This window comes from Streptomyces adustus, from assembly GCF_009377175.1.
In the GTDB taxonomy this organism is placed as follows: domain Bacteria; phylum Actinomycetota; class Actinomycetes; order Streptomycetales; family Streptomycetaceae; genus Streptomyces; species Streptomyces adustus.
The window spans coordinates 1-15555 of sequence record NZ_VJZD01000223.1; the positions used below are offsets into that span (position 1 = coordinate 1).

11 protein-coding genes and 1 riboswitch are annotated in these 15555 nt (G+C 73.6%); of the genes, 2 read left to right on the forward strand and 9 right to left on the reverse strand.

Translation table 11 applies throughout. The features are described 5' to 3' along the window. Positions 1 to 86: 86 nt before the first annotated feature. The 9 genes from cobI to FNH09_RS36120 form a co-directional block, all read right to left on the reverse strand. Positions 87 to 836, reverse strand: a complete 750-nt coding sequence (gene cobI / locus FNH09_RS36080) for a precorrin-2 C(20)-methyltransferase (RefSeq protein WP_152894105.1) — start codon at positions 834 to 836, stop codon at positions 87 to 89. Next, positions 833 to 2260 (reverse strand): cobyrinic acid a,c-diamide synthase CobB, encoded by a 1428-nt coding sequence (locus FNH09_RS36085; protein WP_152894106.1) that lies wholly within the window; start codon positions 2258 to 2260, stop codon positions 833 to 835. The genes cobI and FNH09_RS36085 overlap by 4 nt, the downstream gene beginning before the upstream one ends. Beyond that, positions 2260 to 2868, reverse strand: coding sequence for a cob(I)yrinic acid a,c-diamide adenosyltransferase (cobO, locus tag FNH09_RS36090; RefSeq protein WP_162469624.1), 609 nt, complete (start codon positions 2866 to 2868; stop codon positions 2260 to 2262). Before cobO ends, FNH09_RS36085 begins: the two co-directional genes overlap by 1 nt. Further along, complete coding sequence (locus FNH09_RS36095) at positions 2868 to 4865, reverse strand: putative cobaltochelatase (protein ID WP_162469625.1); 1998 nt, start codon at positions 4863 to 4865, stop codon at positions 2868 to 2870. The genes cobO and FNH09_RS36095 overlap by 1 nt, the downstream gene beginning before the upstream one ends. Beyond that, positions 4862 to 8530, reverse strand: coding sequence for a cobaltochelatase subunit CobN (gene cobN, locus FNH09_RS36100; RefSeq protein WP_152894107.1), 3669 nt, complete (start codon positions 8528 to 8530; stop codon positions 4862 to 4864). Before cobN ends, FNH09_RS36095 begins: the two co-directional genes overlap by 4 nt. Further along, positions 8527 to 10098, reverse strand: a complete 1572-nt coding sequence (locus FNH09_RS36105) for a cobyric acid synthase (RefSeq protein ID WP_152894108.1) — start codon at positions 10096 to 10098, stop codon at positions 8527 to 8529. Before FNH09_RS36105 ends, cobN begins: the two co-directional genes overlap by 4 nt. Then, complete coding sequence (locus tag FNH09_RS36110; protein ID WP_162469626.1) at positions 10095 to 11039, reverse strand: cobalamin biosynthesis protein; 945 nt, start codon at positions 11037 to 11039, stop codon at positions 10095 to 10097. The genes FNH09_RS36105 and FNH09_RS36110 overlap by 4 nt, the downstream gene beginning before the upstream one ends. A 104-nt stretch (positions 11040 to 11143) precedes the next feature. Further along, a riboswitch (cobalamin riboswitch) is annotated at positions 11144 to 11283 on the reverse strand. A gap of 146 nt (positions 11284 to 11429) precedes the next feature. Beyond that, complete coding sequence (locus FNH09_RS36115) at positions 11430 to 11651, reverse strand: hypothetical protein (RefSeq protein WP_152894110.1); 222 nt, start codon at positions 11649 to 11651, stop codon at positions 11430 to 11432. A gap of 34 nt (positions 11652 to 11685) precedes the next feature. Then, positions 11686 to 12948 (reverse strand): inorganic phosphate transporter, encoded by a 1263-nt coding sequence (locus tag FNH09_RS36120; RefSeq protein WP_152894111.1) that lies wholly within the window; start codon positions 12946 to 12948, stop codon positions 11686 to 11688. 306 nt (positions 12949 to 13254) lie between these two features. Here FNH09_RS36120 and FNH09_RS36125 point away from each other — a divergent pair, with 306 nt between their 5' ends. Together FNH09_RS36125 and FNH09_RS36130 are read left to right on the forward strand one after the other, a co-directional pair. Further along, complete coding sequence (locus FNH09_RS36125) at positions 13255 to 13965, forward strand: class II aldolase/adducin family protein (protein WP_152894112.1); 711 nt, start codon at positions 13255 to 13257, stop codon at positions 13963 to 13965. A gap of 145 nt (positions 13966 to 14110) precedes the next feature. Then, positions 14111 to 15238 carry an alpha/beta fold hydrolase gene (locus FNH09_RS36130; protein WP_162469627.1) on the forward strand — a complete coding sequence of 376 codons (1128 nt, stop codon included), beginning with the start codon at positions 14111 to 14113 and terminating at the stop codon, positions 15236 to 15238. The last annotated feature ends 317 nt before the right edge of the window (positions 15239 to 15555 follow it).

A 15555-nucleotide genomic window follows, 5' to 3' on the forward strand; every position in this document is an offset into this window, starting at 1 on the left:
ACCCTGCTGTGCACGATCGCGGGCGCCGCGTTCATCTGGCTGGTGGTGGGCCTGGCCGGTTGAGCGCCCGTACGGCCCGCGGGGCGTCACAGCTTGCCGCCCCGCCCGCCGTCGCGCGGCGCGGGCGCGATCAGCGTCGACAGATAGGGCAGCGGGCCGTCGCCGAGGTCGGCGGCCGGCCGGATCGACTCCTGCGCCAGCCCCAGCGCCGAACCCCACACCGCCGCCTCCAGCCGCCCGGTCTCCCGCAGCGCCTCGGCGACCTCCGCGGCCTGCCGCCCGAACTTGTACGCCACGACCGTGCCCGGCCCGCTCAGCGCGTCCTTGAGCGCGGCGGCCCCCGCGGTGACCGGTACCAGGGTCAGCGGTTCGGTCCCCTCGGTCAGGACCGCCCCCGAGCGCGCCGCGAGCTCCTGCATCGCGGTGATGCCCGGCACGGTCTCGACGACGACACCCGGCACCGACTCCGCGACGGTCTGCGCCAGATAGGTGAACGTCGAGTACACGTTCGGGTCCCCGATGGTCGCGAAGGCGACACAGGCATGCGCGTCGAGCAGCGCCGCCACCCGCGCCCCCGCCGCGTCCCAGGCGGCCTCGCGCCGGGCCCGGTCGCTGCGCTCGTTGAGCGCGAACACCACCCGGACGACCTTCTCCCGCGGCACGTAGTGCAGCACGGTCGCCTCGGCCCGCCCCGGCTCGCCGCCGTCCGCCCCGTCCGCCGCGGCCATCACGGGCACCACGACGACGTCCGCGGCGCGCAGGGCGTTGACGCCCTTGACGGTCACCAGCTCGGGGTCGCCGGGGCCGACCCCGACACCGATCAGCTTGCTGCTCATGACGTCAGGCACCTCTCGACGAACCGACGGGCCACGCCGGGCTCGGACGCCCAGTGCGTGTGCAGATAACTCGCGTGCACGCCCTGCTGCACGAAACCTTCGACGCGCCGTTCGGGGGCGCGCATCCCCCAGGCGGGAGACGCCCCGGCGCCGGGCTCCACGACCGTCCGGTGGAACTCGTGCCCGCGCATCCGGGTACCGGCCGCCGCGAGCACGCTGTCGCCGAGCGCCACGGCGTCCCGGTAGCCGAGGGTGAGCCGCTCGTCCATCCGGGCCACGGCGTCGATCACCCCGCACATGGGCCGGCCGTCGAGCTCCCGCGCCAGATACAGCAGCCCGGCACACTCGGCGGCGACCGGCGCCCCGGCCGACGCCAGCTCCGCCACCGCCTTGCGCAGCGGCTCGTTGGCCGACAACTCGGGCGCGTACACCTCGGGGAACCCGCCGCCGATCACCAACCCGCTTGTCCCGGCGGGTAGTTGCTCGTCATGGAGCGGATCGAAGGGCACGACCTCGGCCCCGGCGGCGGAGAGCAGCTCGGTGTGCTCGGCGTACGAGAAGGTGAACGCGGGCCCCCCGGCGACTGCGACCACCGGCGCTTTCCGATCCCGGCCGACGACATCCAGCCCGTCCGGCGTTTGAGGACGAGGCCGTTCAGGCCGAAGCGGGGGGCTGGGGGTGGCAGCCCCCAGGGCCTCGGCCGCGTCCCAGGCCGCACCCGACAGCACACCGGCACTGCGCGCCAGCGCTGCCAGTGCGTCCAGGTCGCACCCTTCCGCGACCTGTGCCGCCATCGCGGCGACCGCCGCGACCGCCTCCGCCCGCCGCTCGGCGACCGGCACCAGACCGAGGTGCCGGGACGGCGTGTCCACCTGCGGCGCCCGCCGCAGCACCCCGAGCACCGGCACCCCGGAAGAGTCCAGCGCGTCGCGCAGCAACTCCTCGTGCCGGTCCGAGGCGACCTTGTTCAGGATCACGCCCCCGATCCGCACCTCGGGGTCCCACGAGGCGAACCCGTGCACCAGCGCCGCCACCGACCGCGACTGCGACGACGCGTCGACCACCAGCACCACCGGCGCCCGCAGCAGCTTCGCCACATGGGCCGTGGAGGCGATTTCCCCCTCGCCCGCGGCCCCGTCGTACAGCCCCATCACGCCCTCGACGACCGCGATGTCGCACCCCAGCGCGCCGTGCGCGAACAGCGGACCGACCAGGTCGGGCCCGCACAGGTACGCGTCGAGGTTGCGGCCCGTGCGCCCGGTGGCGAGCGCGTGGTAGCCGGGGTCGATGTAGTCGGGCCCGACCTTGTGCGGGGAGACCCGCAGCCCGCGCCCGGCGAACGCGGCCATCAGCCCCGTGGCGACGGTGGTCTTGCCGCTGCCCGAGGAGGGCGCGGCGACGACCAGCCGGGGGACGGACGACATCACCACTCGATGCCCCTCTGGCCCTTCTGGCCGGCGTCCATCGGGTGCTTGACCTTGGACATGTCGGTCACCAGGTCGGCGAAGTCGACCAGCTTCTCCGGGGCGTTGCGCCCGGTGATCACCACATGCTGGGTCCCCGGCCGATGGCGGAGCACGTCCACGACCTCGTCGGTGTCGATCCAGCCCCAGTGCATCGGGTACGCGAACTCGTCGAGCACGTACAGCTTGTACGTCTCGGCCGCCAGGTCCCGCTTGACCTGCTCCCAGCCCTCCCGGGCCTTCTCCTCGTTGGTCGAGTTGTCACCCTGGATGTCGCGCTGGACCCACGACCAGCCCTCGCCCATCTTGTGCCAGTCGACGGACCCGCCCTCGCCGGAGGCGCCCAGCACCCGCAGCGCGTTCTCCTCGCCGACCTTCCACTTCGCCGACTTGACGAACTGGAACACCCCGATGGGCCACCCCTGGTTCCAGGCGCGCAGCGCCAGCCCGAACGCGGCGGTGGACTTCCCCTTCCCGACGCCCGTGTGCACGACGACCAGCGGCCGATTACGACGCTGACGAGTCGTCAGTCCGTCGTCCGGTACGACACTCGGCTGTCCCTGCGGCACTACGCGGCCCTCCTCTGCACGTCCTTCACCACGTCCTTCACCAGTCCGGCGATGCTGTCCGCCCGAAGCTCGTCCAACGTCACGGCCGTACCGCCCAGTTCACCCGCGAGCTTCCCCGCAAGACCCAGCCGCACCGGCCCGGACTCGCAGTCCACGACGACCGAGGCGACCCCACCGGCCGCGAACAGCCCGGCCGCCCGGGACGCGAGCGGCAGCGGCTCGGGGCCCCCGGTGGCCCGCCCGTCGGTCACCACCACCAGCAGCGGGCGCCGTGCCGCGTCCCGCAGCCGCTCCACCCGCAGCACCTCGTGCGCCTTGAGCAGCCCGGCCGCCAGCGGCGTACGGCCACCCGTCGGCAGCGACTCCAGCCGCGCCGCGGCCGCGTCCACCGAAGAGGTGGGCGGCAGCGCGACCTCCGCGGCCGAACCGCGGAACGTCACCAGACCCACCTTGTCCCGCCGCTGGTACGCGTCGAGCAGCAGCGACAGCACCGCGCCCTTGACCGCGCCCATCCGCTGCCGGGCCGCCATCGACCCGGAGGCGTCCACGACGAACAGCACGAGGTTGGACTCGCGCCCCTCCCGCACCGCCTGCCGCAGATCGTCCCGGCGCACCAGCAGCCCCGGCCCTGACCGCCCGCGCGCCCGCTGGTGCGGTGCGGCCGCCTGCACGGTCGCGGCGAGATGCAGCTTCGTCAGCGTGCCGCGCGGCCGCCGGGACCCGGTCGTGCGTCCGTGCTCGGTCCGCGCCCGCGAACGCCGTCCGGCCGCCCCCTGGCCGATCCCGGGCACGCTCAGCGCCTTGGTACGGAACGGCTCGGCGGCCCGCACGGCGGACTGCTCCGCGCTTCCGGAGGCCTGCGGCTCCCCGCCCTCACCGGCCTCCGGCCGGGCGGACGTGTCACCGCCCTGCGGACCGCTGTCGGGCGTGGGCTGCCCACCGCCGCCACCGGGCCCGTCCGGGTCGGGGTCCTCGTCCTCGGCGGAGCCCCCGAACTCCTCCAGCGTCTCGTCCAGCTTGTCCTCGTCGAGCCCGGGCGCGTCGAACGGATTGCGCCTGCGCCGGTGCGGCAGCGCAAGCAGCGCCGCCTGCCGCACGTCCTCGGCGAGCACCTCGGTACGCCCCGCCCAGGCGGCCAGCGCGGTCGCCGTACGCGCCATCACGATGTCGGCCCGCATACCGTCCACCTCGAAGGCCGCGCAGGTCGCCGCGATCTGCCGCAGCGCACCGTCGCCCAGCCGCACGGAGGGCAGCAGTGCCCGGGCTGCCACGATCCGCGCGCGCACGGCGGCCTCCTCGCCGGCCCAGCGCGCCGCGAAGCCCGCCGGGTCGTCGTCGTACGCGAGCCGTCGCCGTACGACCTCCACCCGCTGGTCGGGCTCCCGCGAGGCGGCCACCTCGACGGTCAGCCCGAACCGGTCCAGCAACTGCGGCCGCAGCTCGCCCTCTTCGGGGTTCATCGTGCCCACGAGCAGGAACCGTGCCGCGTGCCGTACGGAGACGCCCTCGCGCTCGACGTACGAGGCGCCCATCGCGGCCGCGTCGAGCAGCAGGTCGACGAGATGGTCGTGGAGAAGGTTGACCTCGTCGACGTACAGGATGCCGCGGTGCGCGTCGGCCAACAGGCCGGGCTCGAAGGCCTTCACGCCCTCCGCGAGCGCCCGCTCGATGTCCAGGGCGCCCACCAGCCGGTCCTCGGAGGCGCCGACGGGCAGCTCGACCATCCGGGCGGGGCGTGGCGCGCCCGCTCCCGCCTCGTGCGGCCCGTCCGGGCAGCCGGGGTCGGGGGAACCGGGGTCGCAGGAGAACCGGCACCCGGAGACGACGTCGACCTCGGGCAGCAGCGCGGAGAGGGCACGTACGGCCGTGCTCTTCGCGGTGCCCTTCTCGCCGCGCACCAGCACACCGCCGACCGCCGGGGACACGGCGTTCAGCAGCAGCGCGAGCCGCAGGTCGTCCTGGCCGACGACGGCCGTGAACGGGAACGGGGTACTCACTGGTCGTCGCCCTCCAAGTCGCCTTCGAGCTCCAGATAGGTGGCGCGCAGCCGCTCCAGCGTGTCCGCGTCCGGCTCCGCCCACAGCCCGCGGTCCGCCGCCTCCAGCAGGCGCTCGGTGATGCCGCGCAGGGCCCACGGGTTGGACTTCTTCATGAAGTCCCGGTTCTCCGCGTCGAAGACGTACTCCGCGCTGAGCTTCTCGTACATCCAGTCGTCCACGACCCCGGCCGTGGCGTCGTAGCCGAAGAGGTAGTCGACCGTCGCCGCCATCTCGAAGGCGCCCTTGTAGCCGTGGCGGCGCATCGCCGCCATCCAGCGCGGGTTGACCACCCGGGCCCGGAAGACCCGGTGCGTCTCCTCGCCCAGCGTGCGCGTCTTCACCTGGTCCGGTACGGCGGAGTCGCCGACGTACGCCTCGGGGGAGGCCCCGGTCAGGTGCCGCACCATCGCGACCATGCCGCCGTGGTACTGGAAGTAGTCGTCCGCGTCGACGAGGTCGTGCTCGCGCGTGTCCACGTTCTTGGCGGCGACCGCGATCCGCCTGAACGCCGTCTCCATGTCGCCGCGCGCCGCCCGGCCGTCGAGCCCGCGCCCGTAGGCGTAGCCGCCCCAGACGGCGTACACCTCGGCGAGGTCGGCGTCCGAACGCCAGTTGCGGGCGTCGATCAGCGGCAGCAGACCGGCGCCGTACGCGCCCGGCTTGGAGCCGAAGATGCGGGAGGTGGCGCGCCGGCGGTCGCCGTGCTCGGCGGTGTCCTCGTCGGCGTGCGCGCGGACGAAGTTGCGGTCCGCGGGCTCGTCCAGTTCGGCGACCGCCCGTACGGCGTCGTCGATCAGCCCGACCACGTGCGGGAACGCGTCCCGGAAGAAGCCGGAGATGCGGACCGTGACGTCGATGCGGGGACGGCCCAGCTCCGCCAGGGGCACGATCTCGAAGCCGGTGACCCGGCGCGAGGCGTCGTCCCACACCGGGCGGCAGCCCAGCAGCGCGAGGATCTCCGCGATGTCGTCGCCCTGGGTGCGCATGGCGGACGTGCCCCAGACCGTCAGCCCGACGGACGTCGGGTAGCCGCCGGTGTCCTGGAGGTAGCGCTGGACGAGGGAGTCGGCGAGGGACTGCCCGACCTCCCAACTCAGCCGGGAGGGAATGGCCTTGGGGTCGACGGAGTAGAAGTTGCGGCCGGTCGGCAGGACGTTGACGAGCCCGCGCGTGGGAGAGCCCGACGGGCCCGCCGGGACATAACCGCCGTCCAGCGCCTTGAGGATGTGCCCGATCTCGTCCGTCGTCCGGGCGAGCCGCGGTACGACCTCGCGGCAGGCGAACTCCAGCACCGCGACGGCGTCGGGGAGTTCGGTGCCGAGGAGGTCCCGCACGAGCGTCGGCACGGCTGCCGCGTCCCAGGCGCGCTCCTCCATGCCGAGGGCCGCCCGGCGGCACAGCTGCTCCAGCAGGTCGATCGCGTCGGCCGCCGTCCGCGCCGGGCCCTCGACGAGGTCGGTCAGCTCGACCGGGACCTTCACGGGCGCGCCCGGTTCGGCCAGCAACTCCTTCTCCACCAGGCCGAAGTGCGCGGCGAGGGCGGCGCGCAGACCGGGCAGCGCGTTCGCCGCGCCGCCCCACACCTGCGAGGCGCGCAGCACGGCGAGCACGAGGTTCACCCGCGGCTCCGCCTCCGGGCCGCCGCCCAGGATGTGCAGTCCGTCGCGGATCTGCACGTCCTTGATCTCGCAGAGGTAGCCGTCGATGTGCATCACGAACTCGTCGAAGTCGCCGTCCTCCGGCTGCTCGTCGACGTGCAGGTCGTGGTGGAGCTCGGCGGCCTTGACCAGCGTCCAGATCTGGGCGCGGACGGCCGGGGCCTTGGCCGGGTCCAGGTCGGACACGAGCGCGTACTCGTCGAGGAGTTGCTCCAGCTTGGCCAGGTCGCCGTAGGTGTCGGCGCGGGCCATCGGCGGTACGAGGTGGTCGACGACGGTGGCGTGGCCGCGCCGCTTGGCCTGGGTGCCCTCGCCGGGGTCGTTGACGATGAACGGGTAGACCAGGGGGAGTTCGCCGAGGACGGCGTCGGGCGCGCAGCCGCCGCTCAGCCCGAGGCCCTTGCCCGGCAGCCACTCCATCGTGCCGTGCTTGCCCATGTGGACGATCGCGTCCGCGCCGAAGCCCCCCTCGGATGTCGCGGCCTCCAGCCAGCGGTAGGCGGCCAGATAGTGGTGCGACGGAGGCATGTCGGGGTCGTGGTAGATCGCGATCGGGTTCTCGCCGAAGCCGCGCGGCGGCTGGATCATCACGACGACGTTCCCGAACTGGAGCGAGGCGAGGACGATGTCGTCGCCGTCGACGTACAGCGAGCCCGGCGGCTCGCCCCACGCCTCCAGCATCCCGTCCCTGAGCGCGGGGTCGAGCCGGTCGAACCAGGCCCGGTAGTCGGCCAGCGGCACCCGGGCGGGCGCCGCGGCCAGCTGCTCCTCGGTCAGCCACTCGACGTCGTGGCCGCCGGCCGCGATCAGCCGGTGGATCAGCTCGTCGCCGTTGTCGGGGTGCCCCTCGACCGTGTATCCCGCGTCCCTGAGCGCGTCCAGGACCCGGACGGCCGAGGCGGGCGTGTCCAGCCCGACCGCGTTGCCGACCCGCGAGTGCTTGGTGGGGTAGGCGGTGAAGACCAGCGCGAGCTTCTTCTGCGCGTTCGGCTTGTACTTCAGCCGTGCGTGCCGTACGGCGATCCCGGCCACCCGCGCGGCCCGCTCCGGGTCGGCGACGTAGACGGGCACCTCGTCCGGGCCCTGCTCCTTGAAGGAGAACGGCACGGTGATCAGGCGTCCGTCGAACTCCGGGATGGCGACCTGCATGGCCGCGTCCATGGGGGAGAGGGCGGCGTCGGACTCGTGCCAGGCGGCGCGCGAGGAGGTGAGGCACAGCCCCTGGAGGACGGGCACGTCGAGGTCGGCGAGCGCCCCGATGTCCCACGCCTCCTCGTCCCCGCCCGCGGAGGCCTGCGAGGCGTGGGTGCCGCCCGCGGCGAGGACGGTGGCGACGATCGCGTCGGTCCGGCCGAGGATCCCGTACAGCCCGGGGTCGGCGTCGCGTAGCGAACCGCAGTACACGGCGAGCGCGTTGGCGCCCCGCGCCTCGATCGCGTCGCACAGGGTGTCCACGAAGCCGGTGTTGCCGCTGAGTTCGTGGGCGCGGTAGAAGAGCACGCCGACCGTGGGCCGGTCCTCGGCGAGGGCACGCTCGCCGTGGACGCCGTACTCGGGCATCTTCTGCGGCCCGTCGAAGCCCTCACCGGTCAGCAGCACGGTGTCGGACAGGAACCGGGCCAGCTCCGTGAGGTTCGCGGGGCCGCCCTCCACGAGATAGCGCAGCGCCTCCGCGACCACCCCGGCCGGCACCGACGACTCGGCCATCAGCTCGGCGTCCGGCACGGACTCCCCGCCCAGCAGCACGGTCGGGATCCCGGACGCCTTCAGCACGGCCAGCCCGTCCTCCCAGGCCCGCTTCCCGCCCAGCAGCCGTACGACGGCGATGTCCGCGCCCCGGATCAGTCCGGGCAGTTCCTCGGCGACGTCGACCCGGGTCGGGTTGCCGATCCGGTAGGGGGCGTCGCAGGCGCGGGCCGCCAGCAGATCGGTGTCGGCGGTCGACAACAACAACACTGTGCTCATGCGGGCGCTCCCGGGGGGATGAAGGGCAGTCCTTGCGGCGCGCCGGACTCGATGAGCCGCCACAGCGCGTCCGTGTCCGCGTGCTGTTCGATCAGGTCGCCGAGCAGGTCGAGCTGCTCCTCGCGCAGCGCGGCGAACGAGGTGTCGGGGGCCGGTACGAAACGGCGGCCCGCGGCGGCCGCCACCTCGCGCAGGAACGCCCGCCGGAATCCGTCCGACTCCAGCGAGCCGTGCCAGTGGGTGCCCCAGACGGCGCCGACCCGGCAGCCGTCGAGGAGGTGCCCCGCGCCGTCGGTGATGAACGGCTCGCCGCCGGTGACGTCGGCGACCCCGTGATGGATCTCGTACCCCTCGACGTGCTCGCCGAGGGCCTCGCCGACCGGCCGGGTGAGCGTCTTCTCGCGGGCGAAGCGCACCCGTACGGGCAGCAGGCCGAGCCCGTCGACGTGCCCCGCGCGGCTCTCGACCTCGTCCTCGATGTGCTCGCCGAGGATCTGGAAGCCGCCGCAGACGCCGAGCACCGGCCGGCCCTCGGCGGCCCGGCGCGCGACGGCGTCCGCGAGGCCGCGCTCGCGCAGCCACCGGAGCGCGCCGACCGTGCCCCGGGTCCCGGGGACGACGACCAGGTCCGCGTCGGCGAGTTCCTCCGGCCGGTCCACGAACCGCACGACGACGCCCGGTTCGGCGGCGAGCGCGTCCACGTCCGTGAAGTTGGACATCAGCGGGATCGCGCAGACGGCGACCCGCAGGACGTCCTCGCCGACTGGGGCGGCGACGATGGACTCCCGGACGGCGCCGCGCAGGGAGACGCGCAGTCCGTCCTCCTCGTCGATGCCGAGGCCGTGCCGGAACGGCAGCACGCCGTACGTCCGCCGCCCGGTGAGGCCGTGCAGCATGTCGAGTCCGGGTTCGAGCAGGGAGACGTCGCCCCGGAACTTGTTGACGAGGAAACCGGCGACCAGTTCCTGGTCCTCGGGCGAGAGCAGGGCGACCGTGCCGAAGAAGGAGGCGAAGACACCGCCGCGGTCGATGTCGCCGACGACGAGGACGGGCAGCCGCGCGTTGCGGGCGATGCCCATGTTCACGATGTCGGTCCGGCGCAGGTTGATCTCGGCCGGACTGCCGGCCCCCTCGCAGATCACCGCGTCGTACGTGCCCCGCAGCTCGGCGAGACAGTCGAGGACGGTGCCGAGGAGCGCCTGCTGCCGCCCGCCGTGCAGCCTTTCCCCGGGGGACGCCCCCTCGGACTCCCCGAAGAACCCGCGCGCGCTCATCTCGCCCACCGGCTTGCCCATGAGGACGACCTGGCTGCTGCGGTCGCTGCCGGGCTTGAGCAGCACGGGGTTCATCAGCGCGGTCGGCTCGATCCGGCAGGCCTGGGCCTGCATGGCCTGGGCCCGCCCGATCTCGGCGCCCTCGCGGGTCACGAACGAGTTGAGGGACATGTTCTGCGCCTTGAAGGGCGCGACCTTGACGCCCTGCCGCACCAGCCAACGGCAGATCCCCGCGGTGACGACGCTCTTGCCGGCGTCGGAGGTGGTGCCGGCGACCAGGAGACCACCGTTCATGAGTCACGTTCCTTCACGAGGAGTCGCGCGGCGGCGCAGACGCCGAGCGCGAGCCAGCCGACGCGCCGGGACAGCCGTACCGCCCGGTCGATGTCCGAGGTACGGACGGCACGCCCGTGGGTGCCGTTGAGCACGGGCCGGTGCTCGACCCGGCCGGCGTAGGAGAGGGTCCCGCCGAGCCGCACGCCGAGGGACCCGGCGAACGAGGCCTCCACGGGACCGGCGTTGGGACTGGGATGTCCGGCGGCGTCGGCCCGCCAGGCCCGTACGGCGCCGCGCGGATCGTCTCCGGCCAGGGCCGCGAGGGCGGCCGTGAGGCGGGCCCCCGGCCAGCCGGCGGCGTCGTCGAGGCGGGCGGACGCCCATCCGTAGCGGCGGTAGCGGGGCGACTTGTGGCCGACCATGGCATCGAGGGTGTTCACGGCGCGGAAGCCGAGCAGCCCCGGCACCCCGCCGACGGCTCCCCACACCAGCGCGCCGACGACGGCGTCGGAGGTGTTCTCGGCGACCGACTCGACGACCGCCCGGGCGATCCCGTCCGCGTCGAGGGCCTGGGGGTCCCGGCCGCACAGATGCGGCAGCCGGGCGCGGGCGCCCGCGATGTCCCCGGCCTCCAGGGCGCGCCCGATGGCGCGGGCCTCCCGGGCGAGCGAGGTGCCCCCGACGACGGCCCAGGTGGCGGCGGCGGTCAGGGCCACGGAGGCGGCGCCGGAGGTACGCACGGCGCGGACGGCCACGGCCCCGAGCGCCACGGCGCCGCCGGCGCACACCACGGTGTGCAGCGCGCCCTGGCCCCGGTGGTCCCGCCACAACGCCTGTTCCACGGCCGCGGCCGCACGCCCGAACAGCGCGACCGGGTGCCCGCGGCGTGGATCGCCGAGGAACAGGTCGCCCAGGAGGCCCGCGGTGGCGCCGTACGCGAAGACGCGATCGGCACGCACCAGCTCAGCCGATCGTGGCGGTACCGGGCAGTGACCTGGTGCTGAGACTCAATCGGCAGCCGAGCATGGCGACATGTCCTCACTCAGGGTGTCCACGCCCTGGTTCGACGAGACCGACGACGAGAGTTCCTGGCTCCCGGGGATTGCTACCCCGGTCACAGTGGCGGGACCGCGCCGGATTCGCACCGGCTTCCTCTTGTGTCGTCGTAGATGGCTCCGGCAGTCCACCACGGGCCCTGAAGGGCCGTCAACCTGCTCTTGACCTGGGACGGAGGAGTGTGTGAAGGCCCACACACGGCGGGCGAGGGGAAGAGCGGGCAACGCGAAGGGCGGGAGGAACCCGGTGGGTTCCTCCCGCCCTTCGCGAACGGTGTGCCGGACGGCGGTGGGTCAGGCGACGATCAGCCAGATCCCGTAGCCCACCGCGGCCGTGCAGGCCGCGAAGCACGCGTACGCGCCCGTCACCGCGAGTGCGGCGGAGCCGCCCTGCGCGGAGGCCCGCTCCTGGCGGGAGAGGCCCATGATGCCGAGGGTGAACAGGGCCACGAGAGCCACGGTGACCACGAGGCTGACGCCGAACACGGAGCCGAGGGCTGCCCAGTCGATGTTCATGCTGATGCTTCCTTACTTACCGGGTGCTCGGGGCTCAGACGGCGGCGGCCGGCGGGGCCACCGGGTCGGCGGTGACGGCCGGAGCGGCGGTCGGGGCGGGGATCGTGGCCGTGAGGCCCTCGGTCACCTGGCCCGCGGGCGGCGGGGTCACCATGGCGATCGCCGTGGTCACGACGCCGGCCGGCTCCTGGGTGTCCTCGGTGTCGTTGACGTTGCTGCTGTCGACGACCTCGCGGCGGGAGATCTTCCAGATCGCGGCGCTGGAGGCGATCAGGAAGACCGCGACGACCGCCGTGCCCCAGTCGCCCAGATCCGTCACGGACTCGGCGAGGGCGCCGACCAGAGCGGCGGCAGGCAGGGTCAGACCCCAGGCGACGAACATGCGGGTCGCGGTGGACCAGCGCACCACACCGCCCTTGCGGCCCAGGCCCGCACCCATCACCGAGCCGGAGACCGAGTGGGTGGTGGAGAGGGAGAAGCCGAGGTGGGAGGAGGCCAGGATGACCGTCGCGGCGCTGGTCTGGGCGGCGAAGCCCTGCTGCGGCTGAAGGTCGGTCAGGCCCTTGCCCATGGTGCGGATGATGCGCCAGCCGCCGAGCCAGGTGCCGAGCGCGATGGCCAGACCGGCGGAGAGGATCACCCAGACGGGCGGGTCGGAGTCGGGCGCGACGGCGCCGCCGGCGACCAGGGCGAGGGTGATGATGCCCATCGTCTTCTGCGCGTCGTTGGTGCCGTGGGCCAGCGAGACCAGGCCGGCCGAGGCGATCTGGCCGGCGCGGAAGCCCTTGGAGGCGGCCTCGCCGTCGGCCTTCTTGCCCAGCTGGTAGGAGAACCGGGTGGCGAGCATCGCGGCGACACCGGCGACGATCGGGGCCGCGACGGCCGGGATCAGCACCTTGGTGACGAGCGCGTCGCCGTGGACGGCGCCGAAGCCCGCCGAGGCGATGGTGGCGCCGATCAGACCGCCCATGAGGGCGTGCGAGGAGCTGGAGGGCAGACCCACCAGCCAGGTCAGCAGATTCCAGAGGATCGCGCCGACCAGTGCGGCGAAGATGACCTCGGGCCGGATGCCGGTCTCGTCGACGAGACCCTTGGAGATCGTGTTGGCGACCTCCACCGAGAGGAAGGCGCCCACCAGGTTGAGCGTGGCCGACATGGCCACCGCAACCTTGGGCTTGAGCGCACCGGTCGAGATGGTCGTGGCCATCGCGTTGGCGGTGTCGTGAAAACCGTTCGTGAAATCGAACGCAAGTGCGGTTACCACCACAATCGCGAGGATCAGCGAGAAGTTTTCCATTTACCCAGGCAATCGTTCGAGGTCGTTGGTGCGATGAACGTAGGTAACTTGGGTGAACGGAAGGTGAACTGAGACGGGCTTTGTGGTGTCACGAACAGGAGAGTGACATTCCACATAGTGCTACCGATGCGTACCCCGCATGATCGGTCACCCCAGGTGAGCGCCCTGGAATCGCGACCTGTCGGGCTGTCCGGTCGTGATTCCGGATCCGGGCAGGCCGTCACTGCCGTCGTATGCCGACGGACCTGAAATGACTACGCTGCGTGATCGGCGACCCATGGGTGGCGCTCCTGGAAGGATCGCGACATGAGTGAGCGACGACACAGTGGTCAGGGTGAGCGGGGTGCCCGGAACATACAGGGCACAAAGGTCGGCCGGGACGAGGCGCGGGCCTGGGGCGCGCTGGTCGAGACGGCCCGCCGCAGCGTGGCCGACGGACTCGTCGTCGGCACCTCGGGCAACGTCTCCGTCCGGGTCGGGGACACCGTGCTGGTCACGCCGTCGGGCGTGCCCTACGACCGGCTGACGCCGGACGACATCACCGGGGTCGACCTGACGGGCCGGCAGGTGCTCGGCAGCCTCGTCCCGACCAGCGAGCTGCCCATGCACCTCGCCGTCCACCGGGCCGGCGGCGCGCGGGCCGTGGTGCACACCCACGCCGTGCACGCCACGGCCGTCTCCACGCTCGTCCCCGAGCTCCCGACGGTCCACTACATGGCCGCGGCGCTCGGCGGACCCGTCCGGGTCGCCCCCTACGCGCCCTACGGCACCGAGCAGCTGGCCGAAAACGTGCGCCTGGCCCTGGTGGACCGCACCGGCTGTCTCCTCCAGAACCACGGCACCCTCACCCTCGGCGCCACCCTCGACCAGGCCTACGACCGCACGGCACAGCTGGAGTGGATGTGCCGGCTCTGGCTGACCGCGTCCTCGGTGCCGGGACTGTCGCCGCACCTGTTGACGGCCGAGCAGGTGGCGGAGGCGGGGGAGCGGCTGCGGGGGTACGGGCAGCGGGCGTGACGGCGCCGGCGGGCCGCCGCACGGCGTACGCGCGACGCGCACGGCGTGCGGGTTGTCCGGGGCGTGCCTCCGGCCCCGTTCCGGCACGTCACCCCTTCCCCGCCTCCCGCTGGCCGGTCCCGCGCACCGCCCCGACACTGAACGGGTGCACCCTGTCAAAGCGACGGCCGCCGCCGTCACCGCAGTGGTAGGTGCCGGGGCCGCCGCGGTGGCCGCCGGCCGGCTCGCCAGCGACGCCGCCCTCAAGGCGCCGGCCGGCCGGCCCCTGCCCACCGAACCCAGGCTCACCGTGCACGGCACCGCCGCCGGACGGATCACCCTCACCAGGGACCTGGCCTCGCTGCGCCCCGGCACCTACGGCCTCGCGGGCGACGGCTCCCACGCGGTCGTCGGGCCCGTCGTCGACGCCGCCGCGCGCTCGGCCGACACCGTCGTGCGCCGCCTGGAGCGCGTCACCCACGGCAGCCTGAGCCAGGGCGACAAGGTGTGGCTCACCCCGAACGTGTACGTCGGCAACCCGGACGCCGCGCTCGGCCTGGAGTACGCCGACGTCGACATCCCGGGCGAGCTCGGCCCGCTGCCCGCGTGGTTCGTCCCCGGCGCCCGCGACACCTGGGTGATCGCGGTCCACGGCCTCGGCACCACCCGGGAGCTCACCCTGAACGTGATGGAGTTCCTGCACCGCCATCGCTTCTCGGTGCTGGCCCTCTCCTACCGCGGCGACCTCGGCGCGCCCCGCCCGCAGGACGGCCTGAACCACCTCGGCGAGAGCGAGTGGCGCGACCTGGACGCCGCGATGCGCTACGCCGTGCGCTACGGCGCCGAGCGCCTCGTCCTCTACGGCTGGTCCACCGGAGCCACCATGGCGCTGCGCGCCGCCGCCCACTCGGGACTGCGCGAGCGGGCCGTGGGACTCGTCCTGGACTCCCCGGTGCTCAGTTGGGAGACCACCCTGCGCGCGCTGGCCGCGGCCCGCCGCACCCCCGGGCCGCTGCTGCCGCTGGCCGTGCGTGCCGCCCAGGGCCGCACCGGCATGAACAGCCGCAGCGACGACGAACCCGCCGACCCCGGCCTGCTCCGGATCCCGGCGCTGATCTTCCACGGCCCCGAGGACACGGTGGCCCCCTGGGCCCTCTCCCGTGACCTCGTCCGGCGCCGGCCCGACCTGGTCACCCTCCAGGCCGTCCCGGGCGCGCCGCACGGAGCCATGTGGAACGCCGACCCGACCGCCTACGAGGAGGCCCTGCGGCGCTTTCTGGTCCCCCTCATGTGACCGCTCCGGTCCCCCTCATGTGACCGCTCCGGTCCTCCTCGTGCGACCGTCCCGGCCCTCCCGGCACGGCCGCCCCGGTCCTCCCGGCCGGGACCGGGGCCCGGGCCGGTCGTGGACCGGCCGACCTGCTTCCGTTTAAAGCCGTACGACTGGCCTGATCACTCCCGTCGACCCCCCTCGCGGACCTGTGCGTTGGCCAGTCCCGTAGCCCGCCGTGACATTCCGTTTGGGTTTTCGGACGGTCAACCGGAAGACTGCACCCGTGACGTCCCGTATCCCGCGCGACTCCAGGCTTCGACTCGTCCGCCCCCGACCCC

Bases quoted from the DNA above. Each gene is read 5' to 3' on its own strand.
- cobI (WP_152894105.1), bottom strand. From the start codon at position 836: ATGAGCAGCAAGCTGATCGGTGTCGGGGTCGGCCCCGGCGACCCCGAG.
- FNH09_RS36085 (WP_152894106.1), bottom strand. From the start codon at position 2,260: ATGTCGTCCGTCCCCCGGCTGGTCGTCGCCGCGCCCTCCTCGGGCAGC.
- cobN (WP_152894107.1), bottom strand. From the start codon at position 8,530: ATGAGCACAGTGTTGTTGTTGTCGACCGCCGACACCGATCTGCTGGCG.
- FNH09_RS36105 (WP_152894108.1), bottom strand. From the start codon at position 10,098: ATGAACGGTGGTCTCCTGGTCGCCGGCACCACCTCCGACGCCGGCAAG.
- FNH09_RS36115 (WP_152894110.1), bottom strand. From the start codon at position 11,651: ATGAACATCGACTGGGCAGCCCTCGGCTCCGTGTTCGGCGTCAGCCTC.
- FNH09_RS36120 (WP_152894111.1), bottom strand. From the start codon at position 12,948: ATGGAAAACTTCTCGCTGATCCTCGCGATTGTGGTGGTAACCGCACTT.
- FNH09_RS36125 (WP_152894112.1), top strand. From the start codon at position 13,255: ATGAGTGAGCGACGACACAGTGGTCAGGGTGAGCGGGGTGCCCGGAAC.